This window comes from Isoptericola dokdonensis DS-3, from assembly GCF_001636295.1.
Taxonomy (GTDB): Bacteria; Actinomycetota; Actinomycetes; order Actinomycetales; family Cellulomonadaceae; genus Isoptericola; species Isoptericola dokdonensis.
In genome coordinates, this window is record NZ_CP014209.1 from 2,328,934 (window position 1) to 2,354,451 (window position 25,518).

Below are 25,518 nucleotides of genomic sequence, written 5' to 3' on the forward strand. Positions count from 1 at the left end.
ACGGTCACGTCCTCTCGTAGCGCTGTCACACGGGGAACACGGGTGACGTCCGGGTAAGGTTGCCCGGCCCTCGGACCAGCGTCGTGGGCGTCCGGATGCCGGGCGGGTGGACCCGCCCTAGCGTCGTGCCTACCCCGACCCGGAGGCTCCCGTCATGATCGAGACGTACCCGGTCCTCACCCTCGTCCCGCCGGTGCTCGCCATCGTCCTGGTCGTCGCCACGCGGAAGGTGCTGCTCAGCCTGGGGGCGGGTGTCCTCGCGGCGGCGCTGCTCGTCGCGGACCTCGCCCCGCTCGACACCCTCCGGCTCGTCTGGGAGGCGTTCGCGGGGATCTTCTGGACGGACGGCGCGGTCAACACCTGGTACGTGTACATCCTCGCGTTCGTGCTGATCCTCGGCGTGATCGCCGCGTTCATCATGATGTCCGGCGGCACGTCCGCGTTCGCCGACTGGGCGGTGCAGCGCATCCGCACCCGCCGCGGCGCGCAGGTGCTGCCCGCGATCATGGGGATCGTCATCTTCATCGACGACTACTTCAACGCCCTCGCCGTCGGGCAGGTCGCCAAGCCGGTCACCGACCGGCACCGGGTCGCCCGCGCGAAGCTCGCCTACATCATCGACTCGACGTCCGCGCCCGTGTCGGTGCTCGCCCCGTTCTCGAGCTGGGGCGCCTACATCATGGGCATCCTCGCGCCGATCATCGCGGCCTCCACGCTCGGCATCTCCAGCGTGCAGGCCTTCCTCGGTGCCGCCGCGAACAACTTCTACGCCATCGCCGCGGCGCTCACCGTGTGGCTCGTCGTCGTGCTGCGGCTCGACGTCGGCCCGATGCGCCGCGAGGAGCTCCGCGCCGTCGAGCACGGGCAGACGTTCGGCGACGACGCGACCGTCCCCGGCCAGCTCTCCGAGGACCTGCCCGTGCACGAGCCCGGCGCCAAGCGGGCGCTGTTCGTGCCGTTCGCGCTCCTCGTCCTGGGCGTGCTCGGCGGCATCGTGTGGACGGGGCACGCCGCCGCCGGGACCTGGTCGCCGGTGGAGATCCTCGCCGAGACCGACCCCGCCGGTTCCCTCCTCGTCGGCGGCGTCCTTGGTCTGGCGGCCGCGATCTACTACTACCTGCGCTACACCGCACCCAACCCGAGGTTCTCCCGGCAGCACTTCGGGCAGGGCTGGGTCGAGGGCGTCAAGGCCATGTGGCCCGCCGTGAGCATCCTGGTGCTCGCGTGGATGCTCACCGGCCTCATCGACCAGCTCGGCACCGGCGCGTACCTCGGCGGGCTCGTCGAGAGCGCCGACCTGTCCCCCGCCTGGCTCGTCCCCATCACGTTCGTCGTCGCCGCGGCGATGGCGTTCGCCACCGGGACGTCGTGGGGTTCCTTCGCGCTCCTGCTGCCGCTGGTCGGCGGCATCATGAACTCCGTCGGCGAGCCCGACCTGCTGCTCCCCGCCCTCGGCGCCGTCCTCGCCGGCGCCGTCCTCGGCGACCACGTCTCGCCCATCAGCGACACGACGATCCTGTCGTCCACCGGCGCCGGGTGCGACGTCATCGTGCACGTCGTCACGCAGCTCCCCTACGCGGGTGCCGCCGCCCTGGCCTCCCTCGTCGGGTACGTCGCCCTCGCCCTCGGTGCGGGGACCGCCGTCGGGCTGGCCGTCACCGTCGTCGTGCTGGTGGGCACGGTGCTGGTGGCCCGTGCCGTGAGCCGGCCCGTCGAGGAGTCCGTGCCCGCGACGACCTGACCGCCCGCGGGCCGCGACGGTCAGTCGGGCCGGCGCAGGGTGAGAGCGTGCCAGGTGCCCGGCCCGACCACGCCGTCCGACGGACGGTCGGACGCCGGGGCGGACGCCGACCGGAAGGCCCGCACCGCCTCCTCGGTGCCGGGACCGAACCGTCCGTCGGCCGGTACGCCGAGCAGCACCTGGGCGGCCCGCACCGCCTCGCCGTCGTCGCCGCGGCGCACCGTCACGACGAGCCCCGGCCAGTCCAGCTGCCCGACGGTCGTGCACAGGAACCGCGTGCGCAGGCCTTGCTGGAAGGCGCGCACGGCGGCGCCGGCCGACGGCCCGAACACCCCGTCGGCGGCCACGTCCGCGCCGTGCGCCCGCAGCAGGTGCTGTGCGGGGCGCACGCGCCAGTTCTCCTCCTGGCGGGACCCGACCTTCACCAGCGGCCACGGCCGCGGGCCGGCCAGCAGCGTGCTGAGGAACGACCACGTCTCCTCGCCCGCCATCCCGTCGACGGTGAGCCCCCACGACTCCTGGAACGACCGCACCCGCTCGGCCGTGCGCGGCCCGAACTCGCCGTCGACCACGAGCGGCGGGTCGCCCGGGGAGCGCGGCAGCCCGAACTGCTGGACCGCCCGCACCGCGTGCCCGGAGTCGCCCCGCCGGGTGCCGACCACCAGGTGCGGCCACGTGCGCGCCCCCACCACGCCGTCGACGTCCAGGCCGTGCGCCGTCTGGAACGCCCGCACGGCCGTGCGCGTCCGCGGGCCGAACACGCCGTCGGCCATCACCGCGTACCCCTGGTCGCGCAGCAGGTACTGCATCCCCTGGACGGCAGGCCCCTCGTCGCCGGTCCCGATCGCGCGCCACGGCTCCACGTTCATCCTGCCCCCTCGATGCCTCTCCGGGAGGGAGCGGGGGCGCACCGCCGCTGATACCCGGTCCGGGAGCGCCGAGGGGGCGACACACCCCCTGGCGACTGGCAGGATCGAGGCATGCACCCTCGCGCCGGTCAGGTAGCCCTCCCCGAAGACCTCATCGACGTCGACCAGGTGGTCGGCGCGTACTACGACCGCACCCCCGACGTCGACGACCCGGCCCAGCAGGTCGTGTTCGGCACGTCCGGCCACCGCGGCTCCTCGCTGGACTCCGCGTTCAACGAGGCCCACATCGCCGCGATCACCCAGGCGATCGTGGAGTACCGCGCAGCCCAGGGCACGGACGGTCCGCTGTTCATCGGCCGGGACACGCACGCCCTGTCGCTGCCGGCGTGGCAGACCGCGCTGGAGGTGCTGGCCGCCGCGGGCGTCACCGTCATGGTCGACGCCCGGGACTCGTTCACCCCGACCCCGGCGGTGTCGCAGTCGATCCTCATCCACAACGGGGCGGCCACGGACGAGGGGGTGCGCACCTCCGGCCCCGGCCTGGCGGACGGCATCGTGGTGACGCCGTCCCACAACCCCCCGCGTGACGGCGGCTTCAAGTACAACCCGCCGCACGGCGGCCCGGCCGGGTCGGAGGCGACGGGCTGGATCGCGGACCGCGCGAACGAGATCCTGCGCGGCGGCGGCCTGGCGTCGGTGCGCCGTGTGTCGCTCGAGGACGCGCTGGCCGCAGGCACGACGCACCGCCACGACTTCCTGTCGACCTACGTGGACGACCTGTCGAACGTCCTCGACCTGGAGGCGATCCGCGGTGCCGGGGTGCGGATCGGCGCCGACCCGCTCGGTGGCGCATCGGTGGAGTACTGGGGGGCGATCGGCGAGCGGTACGGCCTCGACCTGACCGTGGTGAACCCGCAGGTCGACCCCCGGTGGGCGTTCATGACGCTCGACTGGGACGGCAAGATCCGGATGGACTGCTCGTCGCCGTCGGCGATGGCGTCCCTGGTGCACCAGATGCGGCCCGAGGGTGGCGGCGACGCCCCGTTCGACGTCGCGACGGGCAACGACGCCGACTCCGACCGCCACGGCATCGTCACGCCCGACGCGGGGCTGATGAACCCGAACCACTACCTCGCGGTCGCGATCCGGTACCTGTACGGCGGGGCGCGGCCCGACTGGCCGGCGGGTGCCGCGATCGGCAAGACGCTCGTGTCGTCGGCGCTGATCGACCGGGTCGCGGGCGACCTGGGACGCACCCTGACGGAGGTGCCGGTCGGCTTCAAGTGGTTCGTGCCCGGGCTGCTCACGGGCGAGGTCGGGTTCGGTGGCGAGGAGTCCGCGGGGGCGTCGTTCCTGCGCAAGGACGGCCGCGTCTGGTCGACCGACAAGGACGGCATCCTGCTCGCGCTGCTCGCGTCCGAGATCATCGCGACGACGGGGCGGACGCCGTCGGAGCACCACGCCGACCTCGTGGACCGGTACGGACAGTCCTGGTACGCCCGCATGGACGCCGCCGCGTCGCGCGAGCAGAAGGCGCGGCTCGCGGCCCTGTCCCCCGAGCAGGTCACCTCCACGACGCTCGCCGGCGCGGAGATCACCGCGAAGCTCACCGAGGCGCCCGGCAACGGCGCGTCGATCGGTGGCCTCAAGGTCACCACGGAGAACTCGTGGTTCGCCGCCCGGCCGTCCGGCACGGAGGACGTCTACAAGATCTACGCGGAGTCGTTCGTGTCCGCCGAGCACCTGGAGCAGGTGCAGGCCGAGGCCGAGCAGGTCGTGGGCGACGCCCTCGCCTGACCCGCTGCCGCGCGTGCCCCCGTCCGCTGCGGTCGGGGGCACGCGCGCGTCACGGCCGGTCGACCAGGAGGTCCTGCTGCTCCGGGTGCCGGGCGATGTACGCCTTGATGAACGGGCACAGCGGGACCACGCGCTCGCCGGCGGCCCGGACGGTGGCGAGCGCCCCGGCGGCCAGGGCGGAGCCGACGCCCTGCCCCTCGAACTCGGGCGACACCTCGGTGTGCGTGAAGGTGACGACGCCGTCGCGGCGCCGGTAGTAGGCGCCGCCCGCCTCGGTACCGTCGTCGAGCAGGGCGAGGAAGACGCGGCGGTCGGGGTCGTCGCGGACGGTCACGGCAGGTCGTGGGTCGGTCATCAGGCCATCGTGCCCTGGTGATCGTCCTCGGACCAGAGCACGTCCTGGGACTCGGGGTGCCGGTCGAACCACCGGGCGACGTACCAGCAGTCGGGCCGCACGCGCAGGTCGGCGGAGCGGGCGTCGTCGAGGACGTGGGCGACCAGGGCCGCGGCCACGCCGTGGCCGCGGAACTCCGGGACCACGACGGTGCTGGGGATGGTGACGACCTGGTCGGTGCACTCGTAGCGCAGGACCCCGACGACCCGGGCCTCGCCGTCGACGACGACGGACGCCTCGTACCGCTGGTGGTCCGCGTCGTGGCGGACGTCGATGTCGACGGTGGTGGTCACCCCAGGCAATCTACCCGCAACGGCCGACGGCGGGGCGGCCTCGGCGCCACGGAACGGCCGTGACGCAGCACGTGGCAGCCGAGCCCCCTGCGCTCTGCTGCCACGTCCGACGTGGCCTCCACGCTGCTCGATCGGTCCGACCCGTGCAAGGTCTCCCGGGGATTTCACCCGGGTGGTCAGGCGACGGTGGTGCCGAACGCGAGACCCAGCCCGTAGGTGACGGCGGCGGCACCGAACCCGATGACGAGCTGGCGCAGGGCGCGCGACACCGGCGACGTGCCGGACAGCAGTCCGGTGACGGCGCCGGTGACGGCGAGGCAGACACCGACGAGCACGCTCGCGACGACCACGGCCGTCATGCCCTCGAGGCCCAGCAGGTACGGCAGCACGGGCACGATCGCGCCCGACGCGAAGAAGCAGAAGCTGGAGATCGCGGCGCCCCACGCCGTGCCGTGGGTCTCGAGGTCGTCCCCGGCCGCCGCCTCGGCGTCGGCGTCGATGCCCTCGGTGACCCCCGTCGCCGCGAGGCGGGACAGCACGAGGTCGGCCCGCTGCTGCGCGTCGCCGGCGTCCATGCCGCGCGCCCGGTAGACGAGGGCGAGCTCGTTGGCGTCGACGTCGAGGTCGGGCAGGGCGCGGGCCGTCTCCGGGTCGGGGTTCGACGCCTCCAGCAGCTCGCGCTGGGACCGCACCGAGATGAACTCCCCCGCGCCCATGGACAGCGCCCCGGCCAGCAGGCCCGCGACGCCCGTGACGAGCACGGTGCCCGTCGCGACACCGGACGCCCCCACGCCGAGCACGAGGGCGAGGTTCGACACGAGGCCGTCGTTCGCGCCGAAGACGGCGGCGCGGAACGTCCCGGAGAGGCGGTTGCGGCCGCGCGTCGCCAGGGACCGCACGACCTCCTCGTGGATCTGCTCGTCCGCCGCCATCCGCGCCGTCGCGTGCTCCTCGCGCCCGTACACCGAGCGGGCCTCGGCGCGCTGCACGAGCGCGAGGACGAACACCCCGCCGAACCGGCGCGCGAGGAACGCGAGGAACCGGGTGCGCACGTCACCCTGGAGCGGCATGCCGACGTCGTCGCCGAGCAGGTCCAGCCAGTGCTGCTCGTGCCGCTTCTCCGCCGCGGCGAGGGCCAGCAGGATCTCCCGCTCCTCCCCCGAACGTCGGGACGCGAGGTCCCGGTAGACGGCGGCCTCCGCGCGCTCCGCGGCGAGGTACCGGCGCCAGCGGCGGATGTCGGCCGGGGTGCGAGCGGGTGCGTCCATGACCCTCATCATCGCCGCAGGTGGTCGCGCACGGGTTCCGGCCGCCCGACCTGGGCGTCTGCGGACGCCGGGACGGTCGTTTTCGGGCGTCCGTACCTGTACCGTTCACCCGACTGTCACCGGGGGAGGGCACAATGGACCTGTCGCCCGTCCAGGCGACGTTCCACCGAGGGAAGACAGACGGAATCTGCGGAATCCGAGGGACATCGGCGTGATCATTGTCAGCACCGACGGCACCGGCCCGCGCGACGGCGGCGCGATCGGCTGGGCCTGGGTGGCCCACGGCTCGGGCCGGTTCGACTCCGGTGGTGCCGCCGACGGCACCGCCCAGGTCGCCGAGCTCGTCGCGCTGCGCCAGGCGGTCGAGGCCCACCCCGGCGACGAGCCTCTGTTCGTGGAGGCGTCGTCGCAGTACGCGGTGCGGTGCGCGTCGGAGTGGCTGGACGCCTGGAAGGCGCAGGGCTGGCGGACGGCGTCCGGCGGTGAGGTCCCCCACCTCGACCTGGTGCGGGGGATCGACGACGTCGTGACCGGCCGCGGCGGTCCCGTCCGGTTCCGGTGGGCGCGCGGGCACGTCGACAGCCCCTTCACGCAGCGGGCCCAGGAGCTCGCCCGCCTCGCCGCGGAGGACTGGGCCGCCGGCCGCGGCGACCTCGACGGCACCCTGCTCGCCGACCCGATCGACAGCGCCGCCACCCCGGCCGAGCGCCAGCCCGAGCCCGTGGGGGCGCGGCACGGCCGCGACGACCACCGCGGCCCGGTCACCTCCGGCCCCGACTGGGAGCTCGGCACCCTGTTCGACTGACCGGTGCCCGACCGCGACGTCTTCGGTCCCGTTCCGCGGTGCGTCGTCGTCGGACGGGAAGCGCAGGTCGCGCAGCGACCGTGAGCGCGACGACGCACCGCGGGGACGGGCCGGCCGTCACCCCATCAGTTGGACGACCCGTTCGAGGCCGGGACCTCCTTGGCCGCCAGCCCGGAGATGAGCTGGTTGATGTCGACGCCGGTCAGCTCCTTGATGACGGCCTGTCCCTCACCGAGGACGTTCGAGACGTTCTTGGTGAGCGCGGACGCACCGTCGGTGGAGATCACGGTCATGCCCTGGATGGCCGCCATCGGCTCGGCGGCGGCGCGGACGATCTCGGGCAGGCGCTCGATGAGCTCCTGCACGAGGGCGGCCTCGCCGTACTTCTTCAGCGCCTCCGCCTTGGCGTCGGTCGCGATGGCCTCGGCGCGGCCCTCCGCCTCGGTGGCGGCGGCGCGCGCCTCACCCTCGGCGCGGATACCGGCGGCGAGCGCCACCTGGCGGTCACGCTCGGCCTCACCGGCACGACGGACGGCCTCGGCGGCCGCCTCGGCGTCCTGGAGGGCGGCACGCTTGTTCGCCTCGGCGATGGTGGTGCGCTTGAACGCGTCGGCCTCGGTCGCGGCGTTCTGCGAGTCGCGGCGGGCGTTGGCGTCCTGGACCTCGGCGTACGCCTTGGCCTCGGCCGGCTTGCGCACCTCGATGTCGAGGCGCTCCTGCTCCACGCGGGCCTTCTCGGACAGCGCCTCACGCTCCTGCTGCGCGACCAGGCGGTCCTGCTCGGCACGCGCGAGCTGGCCGGCGGCCTCGGCCTCGGCCTGGGCGCGGTCGGTCTCGGCCTTGATGGACGACTTGCGCAGGTCGAGCGCCTTCTGCCGCTCGGCGATCTGCTCGGCGGCCTCGATGACGGCGAACTCCGACGCCCGGCGTGCCTCGGCCTCGGAGACCTCGGCGACCTGGCGGGCGCGGGCGGACTCGGCACGGCCCAGGTTCGCGAGGTAGTCGGAGCCGGGCGTGGAGATGTCGGAGATGTTGAGGATGTCGACCTGGAGGCCCTGCTCGGCGAGGTCGATCTTCGTCGACTCGACGACGCGGTCGGACAGCCCCTTGCGGTCGGAGATGATCTCCTCGATCGTCATGTCGCCGACGATGGAGCGCAGCGAGCCCTCGAGGGACTCGGCGATGATCTCCGTGAGGAGCTCCTGCTGGGAGAGGAACCGCTGGGCGGCACGGCGCACGCCCTCCTCGTCACCGCGAACCTTGAAGTTGATCGACGCCTTGATGGCGATCTTGATGCGCTTGGAGTCGACGCCCTCGACGGTGATGCCGATCTGGCGCTGCTCCAGGGAGATCGCGAAGCCCTGCTGGAGGATCGGCCAGACGAACGTGCGGCCGCCGATGACGACCTTCTGGCCCTGGACGTCCTTGCGGCCGGCACCGCGACCGACGATGACGAGCGCCTGGTTCGGGGGGACGCGGCGGATGCGCTGTGCGACGAAGACGCCGATCGCCAGGAAGGCGACGACGACGGCGGCCACCGCGATGGTGGTCACGAAGGATGAGTCGTTCATGGTGTGCGCGCCGGGGGCGCGGTTCCTCTCTGGTGGGTTGTTCAGGCTTCGGGGCGGTACGGGCCGACCCGCACGCTGTTCGGCTGGTGCTCGAGGACGACGACGCGGGTCCCCGCGGCGATGGGTTCGAGCGACCACGCGAGGCGGCGCTCGAGCTCGCTGGCGGCGTCGAGCGACACCTCGCCGGAGGACTGCGTGATGTCGGTGGTGGCGGTCCCCTGGACGCCGACGAGGTCGACGGCGACGCCGTCCTCGGAGGCGGCGAGGCGTCGGATCATCACCTGGGCGACGACGACGGCGAGGAGCCCGACGACGGCCGACGCGACGTAGGCGACCCAGGTGGGGAGGTCGTTGACGGTGACGATCGTGCCGACGGCACCGAAGACGACGGCGCCGACGCCGAGCGACGTGCCGGAGAGGGCGCCGTCGCCGAGGTCGACGAGGTCACCCACCACCAGGGAGGCCAGCAGCAGGACGAGTCCGAGGGCGCCGATGATGGCGAAGACGAGCACGGGTACTCCGGGTGCGTAGATGTGTCGGGATTGTGAAGGATGCCACAGATATGCCTCCGGATGTCACCCCCTCCGCCGTGCGGGACGATCGAGCCATGAGCGTTCTCGACGACGGCGGGCCACATCTGGTGCTCCTGCGGCACGGTGACACGGAGTGGGCCCTGGCCGGACGGCACACCGGACGCACCGACGTCCCGCTCCTGCCCGCCGGCGAGGAGCAGGCGCGAGCCGCGGGCCGCCGCCTGGCCGGGCTGGCACCCGCCGCGGTGTTCTGCTCGCCCCTGACCCGGGCCCGCCGGACGGCGGAGCTCGCCGGGTTCGGCGCCGGGACGGTCGACGACGCGCTGGCCGAGTGGGACTACGGGCCGGTCGAGGGCCGGACGTCGGCCGAGGTCGCCGCGGCGACCGGCCGTCCCTACGAGATCTTCCGCGACGGCGTCCACGTGCTGCCCGCCACCGCCGACGGGTCGCCCGGCGAGACCCTGGCCGACGTCCGCGCGCGCACCGACGCGTTCCTGGACCGGGTGCGACCGGTGCTGGACGCCGGCGGCGGGCCGGTGCTCGTCGTCGCGCACGGCCACCTGCTGCGCATCCTGGCGACGGCCTGGCTCGGCGTCGAGGCGACGTTCGGCGCCCGGCTGGAGCTCGGCTGCGCCGCGATCAGCGTGCTCGGCACCTCGCACGACCTCCCGACCGTCGAGCTGTGGAACCTCGCCGACCACTGACCGGTCGCGAGGTAGTACCGGAGGTCGTGAGGTAGTGCCCCAGGGGTACTACCTCACGACCTCCGGTACTACCTCGCGGGTCGAGACGCGCCCGCGGGTGGTGCAAGGATGGCGGCCATGGCGTTGAGCGAACGGAACCTCACCGACGGCGAGCAGGTCGTCATGGAGCTGCGGGAGCACCCGAAGGCCCTGGTCTGGCCGATCGTCCTGCTGATCGTGGTGCTCGTCGGGGCCGTCGCCGCGGGTGCGCTGGTCCCCGAGGGGCCCGGTCGGTGGGCCGCCTGGGCGGTGCTCGCCGTCGTCGCCGTCGTCTGGGTGCTCGTGCCGTGGCTGCGGTGGCGCTCGACGTCGTTCACCGTGACGAACCAGCGCATCGCGATGCGCTCCGGCATCACCACGCGCGTCGGCCGCGACATCCCGCTCTACCGCATCAACGACATCTCGATGGAGAAGGACCTGGTCGACCGGATGTTCGGCTGCGGCACCCTCGTCGTCTCCGACGCCACCGAGAAGGCCGGCATGCGCCTGCCCGACGTCCCCGACGTCGAGGACGTCCACCGCCGCCTCCAGGAGCTCCTGTTCCGGGCCGACGACGGCTCCGACGACGGCGAGTGGCCCCCGACCGAGCCCCGTCGTCGGCGCTGACTCACCGAACTCTGCGCTGACTCGCGGGCCGGACCGGGCGCGAGTCAGCGTGAAATGCGTTCAATCAGCGCGGATCGGCGCGAGTCAGCGCAGGTTCCGGTGAGTCAGCGCAGACCGAGGGCTGCGGCGAGGGCGACGGCGCCCGGCGTGCGCTCGGCGGTGGGGACCGCGGCGAGCGCCTCGACCTGCTCGACCATCCACGGGCTGAAGGCCCACGGGGTGGCCTCGACGGCGGTGCGGAACGCGACGGGGTCGCTCCAGGCGTGCTCGGCGACCTCGTCGGGGTTGGGGTCGAGGTCACCGACGACGCGCGCGACGAAGACCGGGCAGATCTCGTTCTCGACGACGCCGGACGCGTCGACGGCGCGGTAGCGGAAGTCGGGCAGCGCCACCTGGACGTCGGTCACCTCGGCGCCGAGCTCGTGGACGACGTGCCGCTGGAGGGAGTCCTCGGGTGCCTCGGTCCAGCGCTGGTGCCCGCAGAACGAGTTGGTCCACACGCCCGGCCAGGTGCGCTTGACCAGGGCGCGACGGGTGACGAGCAGCCGACCGGCGTCGTCGAACAGGTAGCAGGAGAACGCGAGGTGCAGCGGCGTCTCGGTGGTGTGCACCTCCGCGCGCGGGATCGTTCCGGTGCGGTTCCCGGCGTCGTCGCAGGTGACGACGTGGTCCTCGGTCACGGGGGTGTGGGTGCTCATCACCTCATCGTGTCACGGCTGCCGGCGTGCCCGACGTCACGGTTTCTCCCGCATCAGGAGCTCACGCCGCAGGAGTCGCAGCACCCCGCCGACCCGTGCCACGGAACCTCACGCGTCAACCGTCGATGCCGGAGGAACCGCCGCGCCGGGCAGCTCGGCCGACGACGGCCCGTCAGCGGGCGAGCGCCTTGGCGACGCGGGAGCCCATGTCGTCGCTGAGCCGGAGCTCCCCGGCGTCGGCGGCGGCGCGCAGCGCGGCGGCGAGCCGGGCGGTCTCGGCGAAGGCGGGGCGGCCGCCGTTCCACGCGGTGAACCACCCGGCGACGGTGACTCCGTGAGAGGGGCGGTGCACCACCTCGACGGCGTCCCCGGCGGTCAGCTCACCGGTCTCGACGACGCGCAGGTACGCCCCGGTGCGGCCCACCTCGGTGAAGCGTCGCACCCAGCGCGGCGGGGAGCCGAGGCGGCGGGCGAAGGTGGCGCAGGGGGTGCGCGGCTGGGTGACCTCCAGGACGGCGGTGCCGATGCGCCACCGCTCCCCGATGGCGGCCCCGGACACGTCGAGACCGCGGGTGCGCAGGTTCTCGCCGAACAGGCCGGGGGTGACCTCGCGGTTGAGCTCGGGCTCGAAGAACGCGGCGTCCTCGGCGGCGTAGGCGTAGACGGCCTGGTCCTCGCCGCCGTGGTTCGCGCGGTCGGCCTGGACGTCGGCGTAGAGGCCGAGCCGCCCGGCCTTGACCGGCCCCTCGACGGGTCGCTTGTCGATGGCGGTCACGCCCACCGTCCCGGCGTCGGGCAGGAGCTGGTGGACACGACAGACCGCGAGGACCTCACTCATGGGCGTCATGCTGGCACACCGGCGGCGGCCGTCACGCCTCGTCGACGGCGGCCGTCACCCCCCGGCGACGACGGACGGCCTGCAGCGCGGCGTAGGCGACGAGGATCACGACCACCACGCCGGCGGTGGCGGCGAGCTGGGCGCGGGCGGCGGCGTCGGACAGCATGAGGACCACGAGCGCTGCGAGCGCCACGAGCACGGCCCAGGTGAGCCATGGGTAGCCCCAGGCGCGCAGCGGCATCGCTGCGCCGGACTCGCGGGCGGCGGCCTCGAGGCGGGGGCGCAGGCGGAGCTGGGAGACGGCGACGAGCACCCACACGACGAGCAGCACGGCGCCGACGGCGTTGAGCAGGATGGCCAGGAGCGTCTCCGGCAGCAGCCAGTTGAGGCCGACGGCGACGACGCCGAACGCGACGGACACCCACACGGCCACCGCGGGGACGCCGCGCCGCGAGACGCGGGCCGCGACGGCCGGAGCGTCACCGCGGCCGGCGAGGGAGAACAGCATCCGGGAGGTGCCGTAGATGTTGGCGTTGAAGGCGCTGAGCAGCGCGATGACGACGACGACCTCCATGAGCCGCGCGGCGCCGTCGAACCCGGCCATCTCCAGCACGGTGACGAACGGGGAGGCGAGCGCGTCGGCGTCGTCCCAGGGGATGAGCGCGACCATGATCGCGACGGACCCGATGTAGAACGCGAGGATGCGCCACAGGATGGTGCGCGTGGAGCGGACGACGGCGGTGGCCGGGTCGCGGGCCTCGGCGGCGGCGATGGTGACGATCTCGATGCCGCCGAACGCGAAGACGACGGTGAGCAGGCCGGCGGCGATCCCGGCCCAGCCGGCGGGCGCGAACCCGCCGTGCTCGGCCCACCCGCCCAGCACCGACCCCTCGACGGGGATGATCCCGACGACGATCAGCACGCCGACGACGAGGAACCCGACGATGGCAGCCACCTTGATGAGCGCGAACCAGAACTCGGCCTCGCCGAAGTGCCGGACGCCGACGAGGTTGATCGCCCCGAACACCGCCACGACGACGGCCGCCGCGGCCCACTGCGGGACTCCGGGCCACCAGCCGTTGACGATCTCCGCGACGCCGGTGATCTCGACGCCGAGCACCATGATGAGCATGAACCAGTACAGCCAGCCCAGCAGGAACCCGGCCCAGCGGCCGAGCGCGGTCTCCGCGTAGACGGAGAAGGAGCCGGAGGCGGGCAGCGCGGCGGCCATCTCGGCGAGCATCCGCATGACCAGCACGACGAGCACGCCGGCGATGGCGTAGCTGACGAGCACGGCCGGTCCGGCGGTGGCGATGCCGACGCCGGAGCCGAGGAACAGCCCGGCACCGATGGCGGAGCCGAGCCCCATCATCGTCAGGTGGCGGGTCTGCAGGCCGTGCGTCAGCGGTGCGGCACCGGTGCCGGCGGTGGCCGGGGCGGCGTCGGGGGTGGGTGAGATCGTCACCGGGACACGCTAGCCCGGCCTCCTCCCCCGCCGGGCATCGAGCGTGCTGACTTGGCACCTCTTGACCCGGTTTGAGGGGTCGAGCCGGCACGCTCGATGCGTCACACCCGGTGCGGGGCGTCAGGCGGTCATCAGGTCCCGGCGGCGGAACCCGACGAACCCGAGGACGACCAGCACGGCCGTGACGCCCCACAGGACGGCGAGGTCCCCGGCGGCGAAGTCGCCGGAGAACGCGGTGGGCACCCAGTCGAAGGGCGACAGCCGGAACACCCAGTCGGGCAGGTCGAACAGCGCGCCGAACATCCCGATGACGAACGTCCAGGCGAGCAGCGCCCACGCGAGCCCGGTGAGCCGCGGCGCCCACCCGTACAGCGCCACGACGAGCCCGAGGAAGACCCCCAGCGCGGGCAGGTACGTCCACAGCACGGTCGTGTAGTCGCCGAACGTCTGGTCGTCCCAGCCGACGACGACGGCGCCAGCCCAGGTGGTCCAGACGCTGACGGCCAGGAGCACGACGGTGCCGAGCGCCGCCACCGCGACCTGCGCGCCGAGCCAGCGGTGCCGGGACACAGGCAGGGAGAACAGGACTTCACCGCGGCCGGAGGTCTCCTCCGCCTTGGGTCGCTGGGCGACGACGACGGCGTACGCGGCGCAGCACAGCGCCGCGTAGAGGATCATCACGCCGAGGAACGTGACGGAGAGCTGGGACGGGTCGGCGCCGAAGATCTGCTGCGCCACGGGGTTGTCGGCGATGATGTCGCCGACCATCGTGTCGATCTCGGGCATGAGGGTGCCGGTGGCGAACCACAGCAGGCCGAGCCCGAGGCTGCTCCACAGCAGCATGCCGCGCTGCTGCAGCCAGGCCATCGCGAACGGGGAGCGCAGCGACGCCCGCGCGTCGGCCCGCCCAGGACGGGACCGCAGCAGCGCCCCGCCGAAGTCGCGGCGCGACGCCAGCACCGACGCCACCCACAGCAGCACGACGGCGGCGACGACGGACAGCACCGCGGGCCACCAGCGCAGGTCGACGAACGCCCGCATCTGCTGCGCCCACGCGATCGGGGACAGCCAGGACAGCGGGGAGCCGCCCAGCTCGCGCATGTCGCCGACGGCGCGGACGACGAAGGCGGCGCCGAACGCGGCGAGGCTGAGGCCGGTCGCGGTGCGGGCGTGCTCGGTGACCTGGCAGGCCACCAGCGCCACCCCGCCGAACACGAGGGCGCTGAGCCCGGACCCGACGGTCATCGCGAACGAGTCGGCGACGGCGAGGTCCCCGACGGCGACCATCGCCAGCGCCGACAGCACGGCGATGACGGCCTGGGCGATCACCAGGGTGAGCACCGCCGCGACGGCGTGGGCGTGCCGCCCGACGACGGCGGCGCGCACGAGCTCGGAGCGGTTCGACTCCTCCTCGGCGCGGGTGTGGCGCACGACGTGCAGGATCGAGAAGATCGCGAGCGCCAGCACCACCCAGACGATGCCCTCGTTCGCCATGGCGGGCCCGGTCGTGTAGTGGTCGAGGCCGTACCCGGGGCCACCCATGACGATGCCCGCCGGGGTCTCCATGACGGCGGCGCGGCCCTGCTGGGCGACCGGGTCGGCGAAGACGGTGTCCAGCGCGTAGGTGAAGTAGGCGTAGAACGCGACCATCGAGGCGGCCCACACGGACAGCCGTACCCGGTCGCGGCGCAGCACGAACCGCACGAGCGAGCCCGTCCCCGTGAGGGTGCTCCCGCGGGCCACGTCGACGTGCGGCGCGACGGCGGTGCTCATCGCGCACCCGCCTCGACGTCGGACGCCGACGACCCGACCGGGGCGGCGTCACCGGCGGTGAGGTCGTCGCCGTAGTGCCGCATGAACAGCTCCTCGAGCGACGGCGGGGCCGCGGTGAAGGAGTGCACGCCCAGGCCGGACAGCACGGTGAGCACCTGCCCCATGGCGGAGTGGTCGACGTCGAAGGACAGACGCGTGCCGCCGACGTCGTCACGCACGTCGACGTCGTGCACGCCGGCGACGTGCGCGAGGCCGGACGGGTCGCCGTCGACGACGGCGGTGACGTTCGTGCGCGTGAGGTGCCGCAGCTCGTCCAGCGTCCCGGACTCCACGGCCTTGCCCGCGCGGATGATGGTCACGGTGTCGCAGACCTTCTCCACCTCGGACAGGATGTGGCTGCTCAGCAGCACGGACACCCCGCGGGACCTGGCCTGGCGCACCTGCTCGGTGAACACGGCCTCCATGAGGGGGTCGAGGCCGGACGTCGGCTCGTCGAGCACGAGCAGGGAGGCGTCGGTGGCGAACGCCGCGACGAGCGCGACCTTCTGCCGGTTGCCCTTGGAGTAGGTGCGGGCCTTCTTCGTCGGGTCGAGCTCGAACGCCTCCAGCAGCTCCTGGCGACGGCGGCGGTCGGGCTTGCCGCGGAGCCGGGAGAGGTAGTCGATCGCCTCCCCGCCGGTGAGGTTCGGCCAGAGCGTGACGTCGCCGGGCACGTAGGCCAGGTGACGGTGCAGCGCCACGGCGTCGGACCACGGGTCCGCGCCGAGCAGCCGGGCCGTGCCCGACGTCGGGCGCAGCAGCCCCAGCAGCACGCGGATCGTCGTGGACTTCCCCGCGCCGTTGGGGCCGAGGAACCCCGCGACCTCGCCGTGCGGCACGGTGAGGTCGAGGCCGTCGAGGGCGCGGGTGGAACCGAAGTGCTTGTGCAGGTCGTGGATCTCGATCGCGAGGGCGTCGGAGCCCGGTGCGGTGGTGGTCATGGCTACCTCTCAGGGGGAGGGCGGAACGGGGTCGGGGAGGGGCGACGGTGCGTCCGGGCCGGCCTGGTCGGGGCCGGCGGTCGCCGACGACGCGGGTGCGGCGGACGACGGCGGGTCCCCGACGTAGAGGAGGTAGTCGTCGAGCATGCGGCGGCTCGTGAGGAAGCCCTGGGTGTAGAGCTCGACCATGGGCAGGTACTGCTCGTCGAGGAAGCGGCGGACGTACGTCCCGAGGTCCTCCGGGGTCTCGGGCTCGTCCAGCGTCAGGGCGAGCAGCAGGGTGCCGAGCGCGGACAGCACGAGGTAGCGGACCCGCGCCGCCTCGTCGACGGACGGCTTGGCGATGCCCTGGGCGACCGCCTCGCCGGTGTAGACGAGGGCGTCGTCGATCATGTGCTGCACGAACGTCCGCGCGACGTCCCCGCCGGCCTGGAGGGAGCGCAGGACGTAGCCGAGCAGCGGCGCGTACTCGTCGGCCTCCGCGAGCACCTGGAGGAGCTGCCCGTTGGTGGCGCGGCTCATGTTGGCCCGCTTGGCCTCCACGATCCACGCCAGCACGTGCTCGTCGCACGCGGCGTGCAGGGCGCCCTTGGACCCGAAGTGGTGGATGACGAGCGCGGGGCTCACCCCGGCGTCGGCCGCGACGGTGCGCACCGACGCCCCGAACCCGGAACGCGCGAAGCGCACCACGGCGACGTCCCGGATGCGGTCGCGTGCCGACGGCGTGCCGTCGGCGCCGGCTGTCGCACGCAGGTTCTCGCCCGCGGTGGCTGACCTCATGAGGCCAGACTAAACACTTGTTCAGGCTGGTGGCAACGGCTGACGGCGACGGCTGGCGGCCGCTCACCGGGCACGCCAGGGCGCGGGTCCGGTGCGCTCCCCAGCGAGCACCGGCCCCGCGCCCCCTCCCCACGGCCGACCACGTGACGGCCGACCGTGGAGCTCATGGCGCCCCGCGGGCGCAGCGTGGCCTGCCAGCCGGGCGTGGTGCGTCCCCCTGCGACGCTCCACGCCCGGCCGCGGCCGTCGGACGGCTCAGGCGCGGGCAGTCACCCGCCGCCGCGCCGCCAGCAGCACGAGCCCGAGGGCGACCAGCGCCCCCGCGAGCCCGAGCAGACCCGGCTCGGCGCCGGTCGCCGCCAGCGCCCCCGTCCCCGAACCGGCGCCCGACGCGGACGCCGTGACGACGGGCGAACCGTCACCCGTCGCCGCGGTCGGACCGGTGGGGCCGGTCGGACCGGTGGGGCCGGTGGGACCCGCCGGGACGGACGGGCCGCCGGTCGTCGGACCACCCGCGTTGCCGTCGCCGGCGTCCGCGGTGCCGTCGGAGCCGTTCGTGCCGTCGGTGCCGTCGGCGCCGTCAGACCCGTTGGTGCCGTCCGAGCCGTCAGACCCGTCAGAGCCGTCGGACCCGTCCGAGCCGTCGGCGCCGTCCGAGCCGTCGGACCCGTCCGAGCCGTCGTCACCGCCGTCCGACCCGTCGTCACCGCCGTCGTCACCGCCGCCGTCGCCGCCGTCGGAGCCGTTCTCGAGGATGTCGTCGACCAGGCCGTCCTCGGCGAGGATGCTGTCGACGACCCCGGCGAGGTCGCCCTCCAGCAGGTTCGAGACGGTGTCGTCGAGGTCGTTGCGGATCTCGTCGAGCAGGCCGTCCGTGACGCCCTCCTCCGGCTCGTCCGGACCGACGACGTCGTCCACCAGCCCGTCCTCGCCCAGCAGGCCGTCCACCGTGCCCTCGACGAGGTCGCCGGTGCCGAGCAGGTCGTCGACCGCCCCGGTGCCGTCCACGACGTCGGCCACGACCGTGTCGACGCCGCCGTTCTCCAGCACGTCGTCGACCACGCCGTCCTCGGCGAGGACGTCGTCCAGGACGGCGGGCACGTCACCGGCGAGGAGCTCGTCGGTGGCCGAGTCGACGTCGTCGAGCACCGCGTCGACCAGGCCGTCGGTGACGCCGCCCTCCGGCTCGTCCGGGCCGACGACGTCGTCCACCAGCCCGTCCTCGCCCACCAGGCCGTCCACGACGTCCGTGAGGGCACCGTCGGTGCCGAGCGCCTCGTCGAGGTCGCCCGTGGTGCCCTGGAGGCCGTCGAGCGCGGTGTCCACGCCCCCGTCCTCCAGCGCGTCGTCGACCACGCCGTCGTCGGCGACCACGTCGTCCACGACGCCGTCCAGGTCACCGGCCGCGAGGTCGTCCACCGTGTCCTCGACGTCGTCGAGGACGGCGTCGAGGACCTCGTCCGTGACGCCCTGCTCCGGCTCGTCGGCCCCGAGGACGTCGTCCACGAGTCCGTCCTCGCCGACCAGACCCGAGACGGCACCGGACACGGTGTCCTCCGCGCCCAGGGCGTCGTCCACCGCGGCGCCGGTGTCCTCGACGGCGCCCGCGGCACCCTCGACGACGTCGGTCACCGCGTCGGCGGCGTCACCGGCAGGGTCTCCCCCGCCCGATCCGGCACCGTCGCCGTCACCGGCGGGAGCGTCCTCGACGACGTCGTCGAGGAGCCCGTCCTCGGCGACGACCTCGTCGACCGCTGCGGCCACGTCACCCGAGGCGACGTCGTCGACCGCGTCGCTGACGTCCTCCGCGACGGCGTCCACGACGTCGTCCGTCGTCGTGTCGGACGGCTCGTCGGCACCGAGGACGTCGTCCACCGGACCGTCCTCGCCGACGAGGTCGTCCACGACCGTCTCCACGGCCTGGGTGTCGACCTCCGGGAGGTCGACCGGGGTGTCGAGGGTGGCGTCGGACGCCTCCTCGGTGATCTCGGACAGGTTCAGCTCGACCGAGGTGTCCTCGCCGATCTCGACGTCCACGACGTCGCCGTCGGCAGCGTGGGCCGTGACGGCCCCGGCGACCACGAGGCCGCCCGCGAGGAGTGCTGTCCGCAGCACTCGGCGCGCAGTTGTACGCATGTTGTCTCTCCTGTTGTCTGACGGGTTCCGCGGGCGGCGGGTGCTGCCCGCGCCGTGGCCGCGCTCGAGGCGCGGCGCGGGGCCGTCAGGCGGGAGAGACCGGGATGTCGAAGGCCGGCACCGGGAGCGGTGCGAAACTCTCGTGGGCCGGCAGGAGCCACTGGACCGCGCCTGCTCGCGGGTGGTCGGCGAGCGACGCGTGGAGGTCGGCGCCACCGGCACCGGCGCGGGCCGCGCCGGACGGCGCGGCGGGCGCACCGACCGTCGCCGGCTGCGGCGCGGTCGAGGGCAGGTCGGTGGACGACGACGTCGCGTCGACGATGTCCGTGGGTGCCTGGGCGTCCGCCGCGTCGACGGCGGGGGGCGTCACCGGGGCCGCCTGGACGGGCGCCACGGCGACGGCGGTGGCAGCGGGGACGGCGGCGGGAGCGGGGACTGTCCGACCGCCGTCCGTCGGGGCCGGCTGGCCGCCGTCGGGCACGGGTGCCGCGACGACGTCGGCCGGGGTCGCCGCGGGGTCCTGCGCCGTCGGGTCTGCGGCCGCGGGTGCACCGCCGTCGGGCGGTGTGGTGCCAGGGATGCCGCCGGGCGGCGAACCGTCGGGCGCCGAGCCGTCCGGCAGCACGCCGTCAGGGACGAGACCGCCCGGCACGACAGGCTCCAGGCCGTCGACCACCGGACCCGTCACGGGCGCCAGCACGTCCGTCACCGGCGTGACGACGGAGTCGAGGGCGTCCAGGACGGGCCGCGTGACCGGGTCGAGGACGGGTCCCAGCCGGTCGGTCACCGGGGTCAGCGCCCCCGTCACGGGGTTCAGCACGCCGACGACAGGGTCCAGCACCGGCGCGACGGCCTGGACCACCGGGCCGATGGTCTCGGTGACGGGCGCCAGGACCGGCGTCACCGCCTCGACCACCGGGGACGCGGCGTCGGTCACCGGCTGCAGGACGCCGCCGACGAGCTCGACCGCGGGTGCGGCGGTCCCGCTGACCGCCCCCACCAGGTCCAGGACCGGGTCGGTGACGGGCGTGACAGCCTCGACGGTGTCACGCAGCGGCGTGGACCCCGCCTCCGTCGTCGCGGCGTCGGCCTTCGCGCTGACGTCCTTCGCGCTGTCGTCCTTCGCGCTGTCGTCCTTCGCGCTGTCGTCCTTCGCGCTGTCGTCCTTCGCGCTGTCGTCCTTCGCGCTGTCGTCCTTCGCGGCATCGTCCTTCGCACCGCCCGACGTGGCGGAGTCCGTGGTCTTCGCACCGTCCGTCGTGGCGGCGTCGGTCTTCCCTGCGCCGGCCTTCGCGCTGTCCGTCTTCCCGCCGTCAGCCTTCGCGCCGTCAGCCTTCGCGCTGTCCGTCTTCGCGCCGTCAGACGCCGGGGCAGCAGGCTCCCGGGGAGCAGTCGTCTCCTCCGGCGTCGGCTCCTGCGCCGGCCGGTTCGCCTTCTCGACGGCGCGGGTCACGGGTTCGGCGACCTTCTCGACGACGTCCACCACCGGGGCGGTCACGTCTTCGACGACCTCGCCGGTCGCGCCGAGGACCGGGTCGAGCACGTCGTCGGTGACCGTGCCGAGCAGGCCGGCGACGACACCTCGGGGCCTCTCGCGCTCCCCGTCGTCGGCGGAGGCAGCGGTCGCGACGCAGAACGTCGTGACCGTGGCGCCGAGCAGGACGGTCGCGCCGCGCAGCACCACGCGGCGGAGGATGCCCTCCGTGGCGCTCGCCCGGCGTGTCATGCCGCCCCCTGACTGGTGCACGTCCTCACGGCTGGTCGACCGTGATGTGCATCACTCTGGAACAGTTGCCCGCGTCGTGCAACCGCAGCATCGCGAGTCAGCGCACGACGGCGCGAGTCAGCGCACCTGTGTGCGGTTGAGCGAGGGCTGGCGGGCGTCGTGCGTGAGGACGGGGATGCGCTCGGGCAGCTGGGCGAGCCGCTCCGACGTGGCGATGGCGGCCGCGGCGAGGTCGTCGGCGATCTCGGCGCTGAGCCCGAGATAGGCCGCCGGGTCGATGAGGTGGCGCAGCTCGGTCTCGTCGAACACGCCCCCCACCAGCGGGTCGGCGCGCAGCATGTCCAGGAAGGGGACGTCCTCGCGGGCGGCCTCCTGGGCGACCTCGAAGACGATGTCGTGGGCGCGCTGACGGCCGATCTTCTCCCCGAGGGCGAGCATGAGGGACTCCGACCCGATCATCCCGGCGGACAGCGCGATGTTCGCCCGCATCCGGTCGGGGTTGAGCTCGAGGCCGTCCATGATGACTTCGAGCCGCGCCAGCATGTCCCCGGCGAGGACGGCGGCGGACGCCGAGACGTCCTCCAGCAGCGCCGTCATCGCACCGTTCGCCTCCTGGTCGTGGAGCATCGACTCCAGCGCGGGGGCCGCGAGCGCCCGCAGCTCGGCGGACATGGTGAGCAGGTCGAGCGCGAGCTGCGGGTTGCGCTTGTGCGGCATGGTCGACGACCCGACGGTGCCCTCGGGGACGGGCTCGAACGCCTCCCCGAACTCGGGCTGCATGAGCGCGTAGACGTCCTTGCCGATCTTGCCGATGGTCGCGGCGAGCTGGGCGAGGACGAGCACGAGCTCGACGATCCCGTCGTTGACGGACCGGGACGGCACCCGCATGGGGTGCAGCCCGAGGCGGCGTGCCACCCCGGCCTCGATGACGCGGCCGACCTCGCCGAAGGACGCGAAGGTTCCCGCGGCACCGCCCATGAGGACGCAGAACAGGCGGTCGTCGAGGCGTTCGAGGCGCTCGGTGTGCGCGACGAGCTGGTCGATCCACACGGCGACCTTGAAGCCGAAGGTGACGGGCACGGCGTGCTGGGAGTGGGTGCGCCCGGCCATCGGCAGCCCCGCGGAGGCCTCGGCGAGCGTGGCGGCGGACCGCAGCACACGGGAGAGCTGGTGCAGCAGCACGCGGTGGGCGTCCCGCAGCACGAGGACGTCGGCGGTCTGGGTGATGTTCTGCGTCGTCGCGCCCCAGTGCACCCACCCGCCGTGCTTGGAGCCGACGGCGCGCGCGAACTCCTCGATGAGCGGGACCAGAGGGTGGCTGGCCTCGGCGGTGGCGGCGAGCACCCGCTTGATGTCGAGCTTCTCGATGCGTGCCGTCAGGGCGATGGCGCGGGCCGACTCCTGCGGGATGAGCCCGGCGTCGGCCTCGGCGAGGGCGAGGGCAGCCTCGACGTCGAGCCGCGCCTGCCAGCGGTTCTCCCGGGTGAACAGCCTGGCCATGCCAGGGTCGGGCACACGGCCCTCGGTGAACCGGCCGAACGGCGCGACGATCATGGCGGCCTCCCTGGAGGTGCTTGGCTGCTCTCGCATTCTGCCTCAGCCGTGTTGCGGGCATGTGAGGGACAGGTCTCGTGTGGGTGGCCGGGTCCACACTGGACGGATGGCACGCGGTGAGATGTTCCCGATCGTGAACTGCCGGGACCTGGCGGTGGCACGCACCTTCTACGAGCGTGCGCTCGGCGGCGTGGAGGCCTACCGCTTCCCGCCGGACGGCGACCCGGTGTACCTCACGCTGCGGGTCGGCGCCGGTCAGGTGGCGCTGGCCCTCGGCACCACGCCGGCGATGTACGGCGAGGTGCCGCTGCCGGCCTCGGGGCACGCCGTCGACGTCTGCGCGTACGTGCCGGACCTCGACGCCGCGGTCGCCGCGGCCCCCGCCGCGGGGGGCGCCGTGGCCGTCCCGCCCGCGGACATGCCGTGGGGCGAGCGGGTCGCGTACCTGCGCGACCCGGACGGCACGATGCTGCTGATCATCCAGGACGAAGGAGTCGACGCATGACGCAGGACACGACGGGCCGCGTGGCGGCCGTGGACGCACTGGTGCTGGACGTCCCGGACCCGCAGCGGTCCGCGGCGTTCTGGCGTGATCTGACGGGCGGCGAGGTCGAGCAGGCCGCCGAGGGCGACGACTGGGTGACGCTGACCCTGCCGGGCGGGTGGTCGCTGGCGTTCCAGCCGGCGCCGGAGCTCGTGCCGCCGCGCTGGCCGGGGCAGGAGCACCCGCAGCAGCTCCACCTGGACCTGCTGGTCGGTGACGTCCCGGCGTACACGGCGAAGGCCGGGGAGCTGGGCGCGACGGTGCTGCGCGAGTCGGAGCGCTGGACGACGCTCGCCGACCTGGACGGGCACACGTTCGACCTGTGCGTGGGCGACGTCGCGCCGGGGCCGCTGGAGGTGTTCGGCGTGACGTTCGACGTCGCGGACGCCTCGGCGACTGCGGCGTTCTGGGCGCGGCTGCTCGGCGTGGAGGTGACCCACGACGCGGACGGCATGGCGATGATCGGCGGCGACCGGCCGTTGCTGTTCCAGCAGGTCGAGGGCTACAACCCGCCGCGCTGGCCGGACCCGGCGTACCCGCAGCAGGGCCACCTCGACCTGGCGATCGGTGCGCAGTCCCTCGACGACGCGGAGGCCGCCGCCCTGGCGGCGGGCGCGACCAGGCTTCCGGGCGGGGGCGAGACGTTCCGCGTGTTCGCGGACCCGGCCGGGCACCCGTTCTGCCTCTGCCGGATCTGAGCGACCCGGCGGGTCAGCGCAGGAGGAGCGCGGGCCGGTCGGGGTGGTCGACGCGGACGACGACGTCGGCGCGCCGCTCGGGCTGTACCTCCCGCCGGTAGCGGCCGTAGGCGGCGAGCTGCCAGGCGTCGTCGAGCGGCGTGTGGCGCGTCTCGGTGGCCGGCGCGAGCGCGAGGTGGACACCGAGGTCGACGTCGAGCCCGCGCCGCAGCGCGAGGGTGCCGTCGAGCACGACGACGGTGCCCGGCGGGGCCTCGACGTACCCGGCGCGGGTGGAGCGTCCGGTGTCCGGGTCGCGCAGGCTGGGCAGGTAGCGTCCGCGCCGGACGACGGACCGGAGCACCTCCCGGTTCAGGGCCTCCACGTCGATCCACGCGTCCAGCAACGCGTCGGGGTCGCGTCGGCCCTGCTCCAGCCGCACCGACCTGGCCCGGAGGAAGTCCCGCGCGGCGACCCGGCCGACAGGCCGACCGGCGGCGCGCAGCGGCCCGACGAGCGCGTCCGCGAACCGTGCCGTGCCGGTGGAGGGGTGCCCGTCGACCAGTACCCGCACGGTGCCGTCGGCAGTGAGGACCTGCTCGACGACGTGCGCCACCGCCCCGTCGGGAGTCACCGGCTGCGCGCGCACCCCGACATGCTGGCACAGGCGGGTCGCACCGACTGTTCACCCAGGCTTCGGTTCCAGGTCCGGCGGTCTCGTAATTCACGGTCACCTCGCCCGGCTGTAGTTCCCGTATCGCCCGTCGCGATACCCACAGCCCTGTGTGAAAGGACCGCCATGCGCACCCGCGCCCTGCCCGCTCTCGGTGCCCTCGGCCTCGGAGCCGCCCTCCTGCTGTCCGCGTGCTCCGGTGACGCCGAGGCCGACGACTCCGCGCCCGCGGCGTCGGACCCCGACGCGCCGATCACGTTCGCCACGACCCCGCTGGGCGACGACCCCGGCGCCGAGAACCCGATCGAGGCCTTCGCCGAGCTCGTCACCGCCGAGACAGGCCGCGAGGTCGAGATCGTCGACGTGCCCGACTACACGGCGGTCGTCGAGGCCCTGCGCAACCACCACGTCGACATCGGCTTCATGAGCGGCTTCCCGTCCGCCCTCGCCGTCAACACCGGCGAGGTCGACTCCCTGGTGGCATGGCCGGGCAACGACGAGCCGGTCTCCACGTGCCTCGTGCTCGCCGACTCGGAGCTGGAGTCCCTGGCGGACGTCACGCCGGAGACGGTCGTCGCGTTCGCCGACCCGGCATCGAGCTCCGGCTACTTCATGCCGGTGGCGATGCTGCACGAGGCAGGCCTGGAGAAGGACGTCGACTACACGTCGATGTTCTCCGGCGGCCACGACATGAGCTTCGTCGCCCTCGAGGAGGGGCAGGTGGACGTGGCGTGCACGTCGACGACGCTGACGGCGATGGTCGGCACCGACTACTTCCCCTTCGCGGAGGGTGAGACCCGCTCGATCGGCGAGTCAGGTTCCATGCCGGTCGCCGTCACGGTGCTCGCCGACCAGGGCCTCGCCGAGGACAAGCGCTCCGAGCTCCTGGAGGCCCTGCCGCAGGTCTTCACCGAGGAGAACGCCGACCAGCTCGGCGCGATGCTCGAGGCCATGCAGGGCACCGAGCCGATCCTCGAGCCCGGCACCGAGATCTTCCAGCCGTTCGTCGACATCGCGGCGATCGCGGACGTCGACATCTCGGACCTCGGCTGAA

Annotated in this window: 24 protein-coding genes; 8 read left to right on the top strand and 16 right to left on the bottom strand. The window is 73.8% G+C overall.

Going from position 1 to position 25,518, the window contains the following annotated elements:
• Positions 1-154: 154 nt before the first annotated feature.
• Positions 155-1,741, top strand: coding sequence for a Na+/H+ antiporter NhaC family protein (locus I598_RS10855; RefSeq protein ID WP_068202969.1), 1,587 nt, complete (start codon positions 155-157; stop codon positions 1,739-1,741).
• A gap of 20 nt (positions 1,742-1,761) precedes the next feature.
• On the opposite strand, the gene I598_RS10860 is transcribed toward I598_RS10855, so the two are convergent.
• Entirely contained in the window at positions 1,762-2,610 is an 849-nt protein-coding gene (locus I598_RS10860) for a peptidoglycan-binding domain-containing protein (RefSeq protein WP_068202970.1), read from the bottom strand.
• Between the two features lie 111 nt (positions 2,611-2,721).
• On the opposite strand from I598_RS10860, the gene pgm reads away from it, so the two are divergent.
• Complete coding sequence (gene pgm, locus I598_RS10865; protein WP_068202971.1) at positions 2,722-4,407, top strand: phosphoglucomutase (alpha-D-glucose-1,6-bisphosphate-dependent); 1,686 nt, start codon at positions 2,722-2,724, stop codon at positions 4,405-4,407.
• Between the two features lie 49 nt (positions 4,408-4,456).
• On the opposite strand, the gene I598_RS10870 is transcribed toward pgm, so the two are convergent.
• The 3 genes from I598_RS10870 to I598_RS10880 all read right to left on the bottom strand — a co-directional run bounded on the left by I598_RS10870 (position 4,457) and on the right by I598_RS10880 (position 6,362).
• A complete protein-coding gene (locus tag I598_RS10870) occupies positions 4,457-4,762 on the bottom strand; it encodes a GNAT family N-acetyltransferase (RefSeq protein WP_068202972.1) in 306 nt (101 codons plus the stop codon).
• A complete protein-coding gene (locus I598_RS10875; protein WP_198155683.1) occupies positions 4,762-5,094 on the bottom strand; it encodes a GNAT family N-acetyltransferase in 333 nt (110 codons plus the stop codon). Before I598_RS10875 ends, I598_RS10870 begins: the two co-directional genes overlap by 1 nt.
• A gap of 176 nt (positions 5,095-5,270) precedes the next feature.
• Positions 5,271-6,362, bottom strand: coding sequence for a VIT1/CCC1 transporter family protein (locus I598_RS10880; protein ID WP_083973192.1), 1,092 nt, complete (start codon positions 6,360-6,362; stop codon positions 5,271-5,273).
• Between the two features lie 211 nt (positions 6,363-6,573).
• On the opposite strand from I598_RS10880, the gene I598_RS10885 reads away from it, so the two are divergent.
• Positions 6,574-7,167, top strand: a complete 594-nt coding sequence (locus tag I598_RS10885) for an RNase H family protein (RefSeq protein ID WP_068202974.1) — start codon at positions 6,574-6,576, stop codon at positions 7,165-7,167.
• Between the two features lie 125 nt (positions 7,168-7,292).
• Here I598_RS10885 and I598_RS10890 read toward each other — a convergent pair whose 3' ends face one another.
• Both I598_RS10890 and I598_RS10895 read right to left on the bottom strand, forming a co-directional pair.
• Positions 7,293-8,738 (bottom strand): flotillin family protein, encoded by a 1,446-nt coding sequence (locus I598_RS10890; protein WP_068202975.1) that lies wholly within the window; start codon positions 8,736-8,738, stop codon positions 7,293-7,295.
• A gap of 41 nt (positions 8,739-8,779) precedes the next feature.
• Positions 8,780-9,250 (bottom strand): NfeD family protein, encoded by a 471-nt coding sequence (locus I598_RS10895; RefSeq protein ID WP_068202976.1) that lies wholly within the window; start codon positions 9,248-9,250, stop codon positions 8,780-8,782.
• Positions 9,251-9,345: 95 nt separating this feature from the next.
• Between I598_RS10895 and I598_RS10900 the strand changes: the two genes are divergently transcribed.
• Positions 9,346-9,975, top strand: coding sequence for a histidine phosphatase family protein (locus tag I598_RS10900; protein WP_068202977.1), 630 nt, complete (start codon positions 9,346-9,348; stop codon positions 9,973-9,975).
• A gap of 117 nt (positions 9,976-10,092) precedes the next feature.
• Positions 10,093-10,620: a PH domain-containing protein gene (locus I598_RS10905; protein ID WP_068202978.1), complete on the top strand. Its 528-nt coding sequence runs from the start codon at positions 10,093-10,095 to the stop codon at positions 10,618-10,620.
• Positions 10,621-10,724: 104 nt separating this feature from the next.
• Here I598_RS10905 and idi read toward each other — a convergent pair whose 3' ends face one another.
• The 9 genes from idi to I598_RS10950 form a co-directional block, all read right to left on the bottom strand.
• Positions 10,725-11,318, bottom strand: a complete 594-nt coding sequence (gene idi, locus I598_RS10910; protein WP_068202979.1) for an isopentenyl-diphosphate Delta-isomerase — start codon at positions 11,316-11,318, stop codon at positions 10,725-10,727.
• Positions 11,319-11,490: 172 nt separating this feature from the next.
• The gene (locus I598_RS10915; RefSeq protein WP_068205220.1) at positions 11,491-12,156 is read right to left on the bottom strand and encodes an MOSC domain-containing protein; all 666 of its coding nucleotides are present in this window, start codon (positions 12,154-12,156) and stop codon (positions 11,491-11,493) included.
• A gap of 31 nt (positions 12,157-12,187) precedes the next feature.
• Positions 12,188-13,621, bottom strand: a complete 1,434-nt coding sequence (locus I598_RS10920; RefSeq protein WP_198155684.1) for an amino acid permease — start codon at positions 13,619-13,621, stop codon at positions 12,188-12,190.
• Between the two features lie 120 nt (positions 13,622-13,741).
• Complete coding sequence (locus I598_RS10925; RefSeq protein WP_068202980.1) at positions 13,742-15,394, bottom strand: ABC transporter permease; 1,653 nt, start codon at positions 15,392-15,394, stop codon at positions 13,742-13,744.
• Positions 15,391-16,374, bottom strand: a complete 984-nt coding sequence (locus I598_RS10930) for an ABC transporter ATP-binding protein (RefSeq protein WP_068202981.1) — start codon at positions 16,372-16,374, stop codon at positions 15,391-15,393. The genes I598_RS10925 and I598_RS10930 overlap by 4 nt, the downstream gene beginning before the upstream one ends.
• 9 nt (positions 16,375-16,383) lie before the next feature.
• Positions 16,384-17,154 (bottom strand): TetR/AcrR family transcriptional regulator, encoded by a 771-nt coding sequence (locus I598_RS10935; RefSeq protein ID WP_083973194.1) that lies wholly within the window; start codon positions 17,152-17,154, stop codon positions 16,384-16,386.
• 255 nt (positions 17,155-17,409) lie between these two features.
• Positions 17,410-19,290: a hypothetical protein gene (locus I598_RS10940; protein ID WP_157557212.1), complete on the bottom strand. Its 1,881-nt coding sequence runs from the start codon at positions 19,288-19,290 to the stop codon at positions 17,410-17,412.
• Between the two features lie 85 nt (positions 19,291-19,375).
• Positions 19,376-21,016, bottom strand: coding sequence for a hypothetical protein (locus I598_RS10945; protein WP_068202983.1), 1,641 nt, complete (start codon positions 21,014-21,016; stop codon positions 19,376-19,378).
• 117 nt (positions 21,017-21,133) lie between these two features.
• Positions 21,134-22,570, bottom strand: a complete 1,437-nt coding sequence (locus I598_RS10950) for a class-II fumarase/aspartase family protein (protein ID WP_068202984.1) — start codon at positions 22,568-22,570, stop codon at positions 21,134-21,136.
• 106 nt (positions 22,571-22,676) lie between these two features.
• On the opposite strand from I598_RS10950, the gene I598_RS10955 reads away from it, so the two are divergent.
• Both I598_RS10955 and I598_RS10960 read left to right on the top strand, forming a co-directional pair.
• Entirely contained in the window at positions 22,677-23,075 is a 399-nt protein-coding gene (locus I598_RS10955) for a VOC family protein (RefSeq protein WP_068202985.1), read from the top strand.
• Positions 23,072-23,812: a VOC family protein gene (locus I598_RS10960; protein ID WP_068202986.1), complete on the top strand. Its 741-nt coding sequence runs from the start codon at positions 23,072-23,074 to the stop codon at positions 23,810-23,812. Before I598_RS10955 ends, I598_RS10960 begins: the two co-directional genes overlap by 4 nt.
• A 13-nt stretch (positions 23,813-23,825) precedes the next feature.
• Here I598_RS10960 and I598_RS10965 read toward each other — a convergent pair whose 3' ends face one another.
• Positions 23,826-24,440, bottom strand: a complete 615-nt coding sequence (locus tag I598_RS10965; protein ID WP_068202987.1) for a nucleoside/nucleotide kinase family protein — start codon at positions 24,438-24,440, stop codon at positions 23,826-23,828.
• A gap of 150 nt (positions 24,441-24,590) precedes the next feature.
• Here I598_RS10965 and phnD point away from each other — a divergent pair, with 150 nt between their 5' ends.
• Positions 24,591-25,517, top strand: a complete 927-nt coding sequence (phnD, locus tag I598_RS10970) for a phosphate/phosphite/phosphonate ABC transporter substrate-binding protein (RefSeq protein WP_068202988.1) — start codon at positions 24,591-24,593, stop codon at positions 25,515-25,517.
• Position 25,518: the final 1 nt, after the last annotated feature.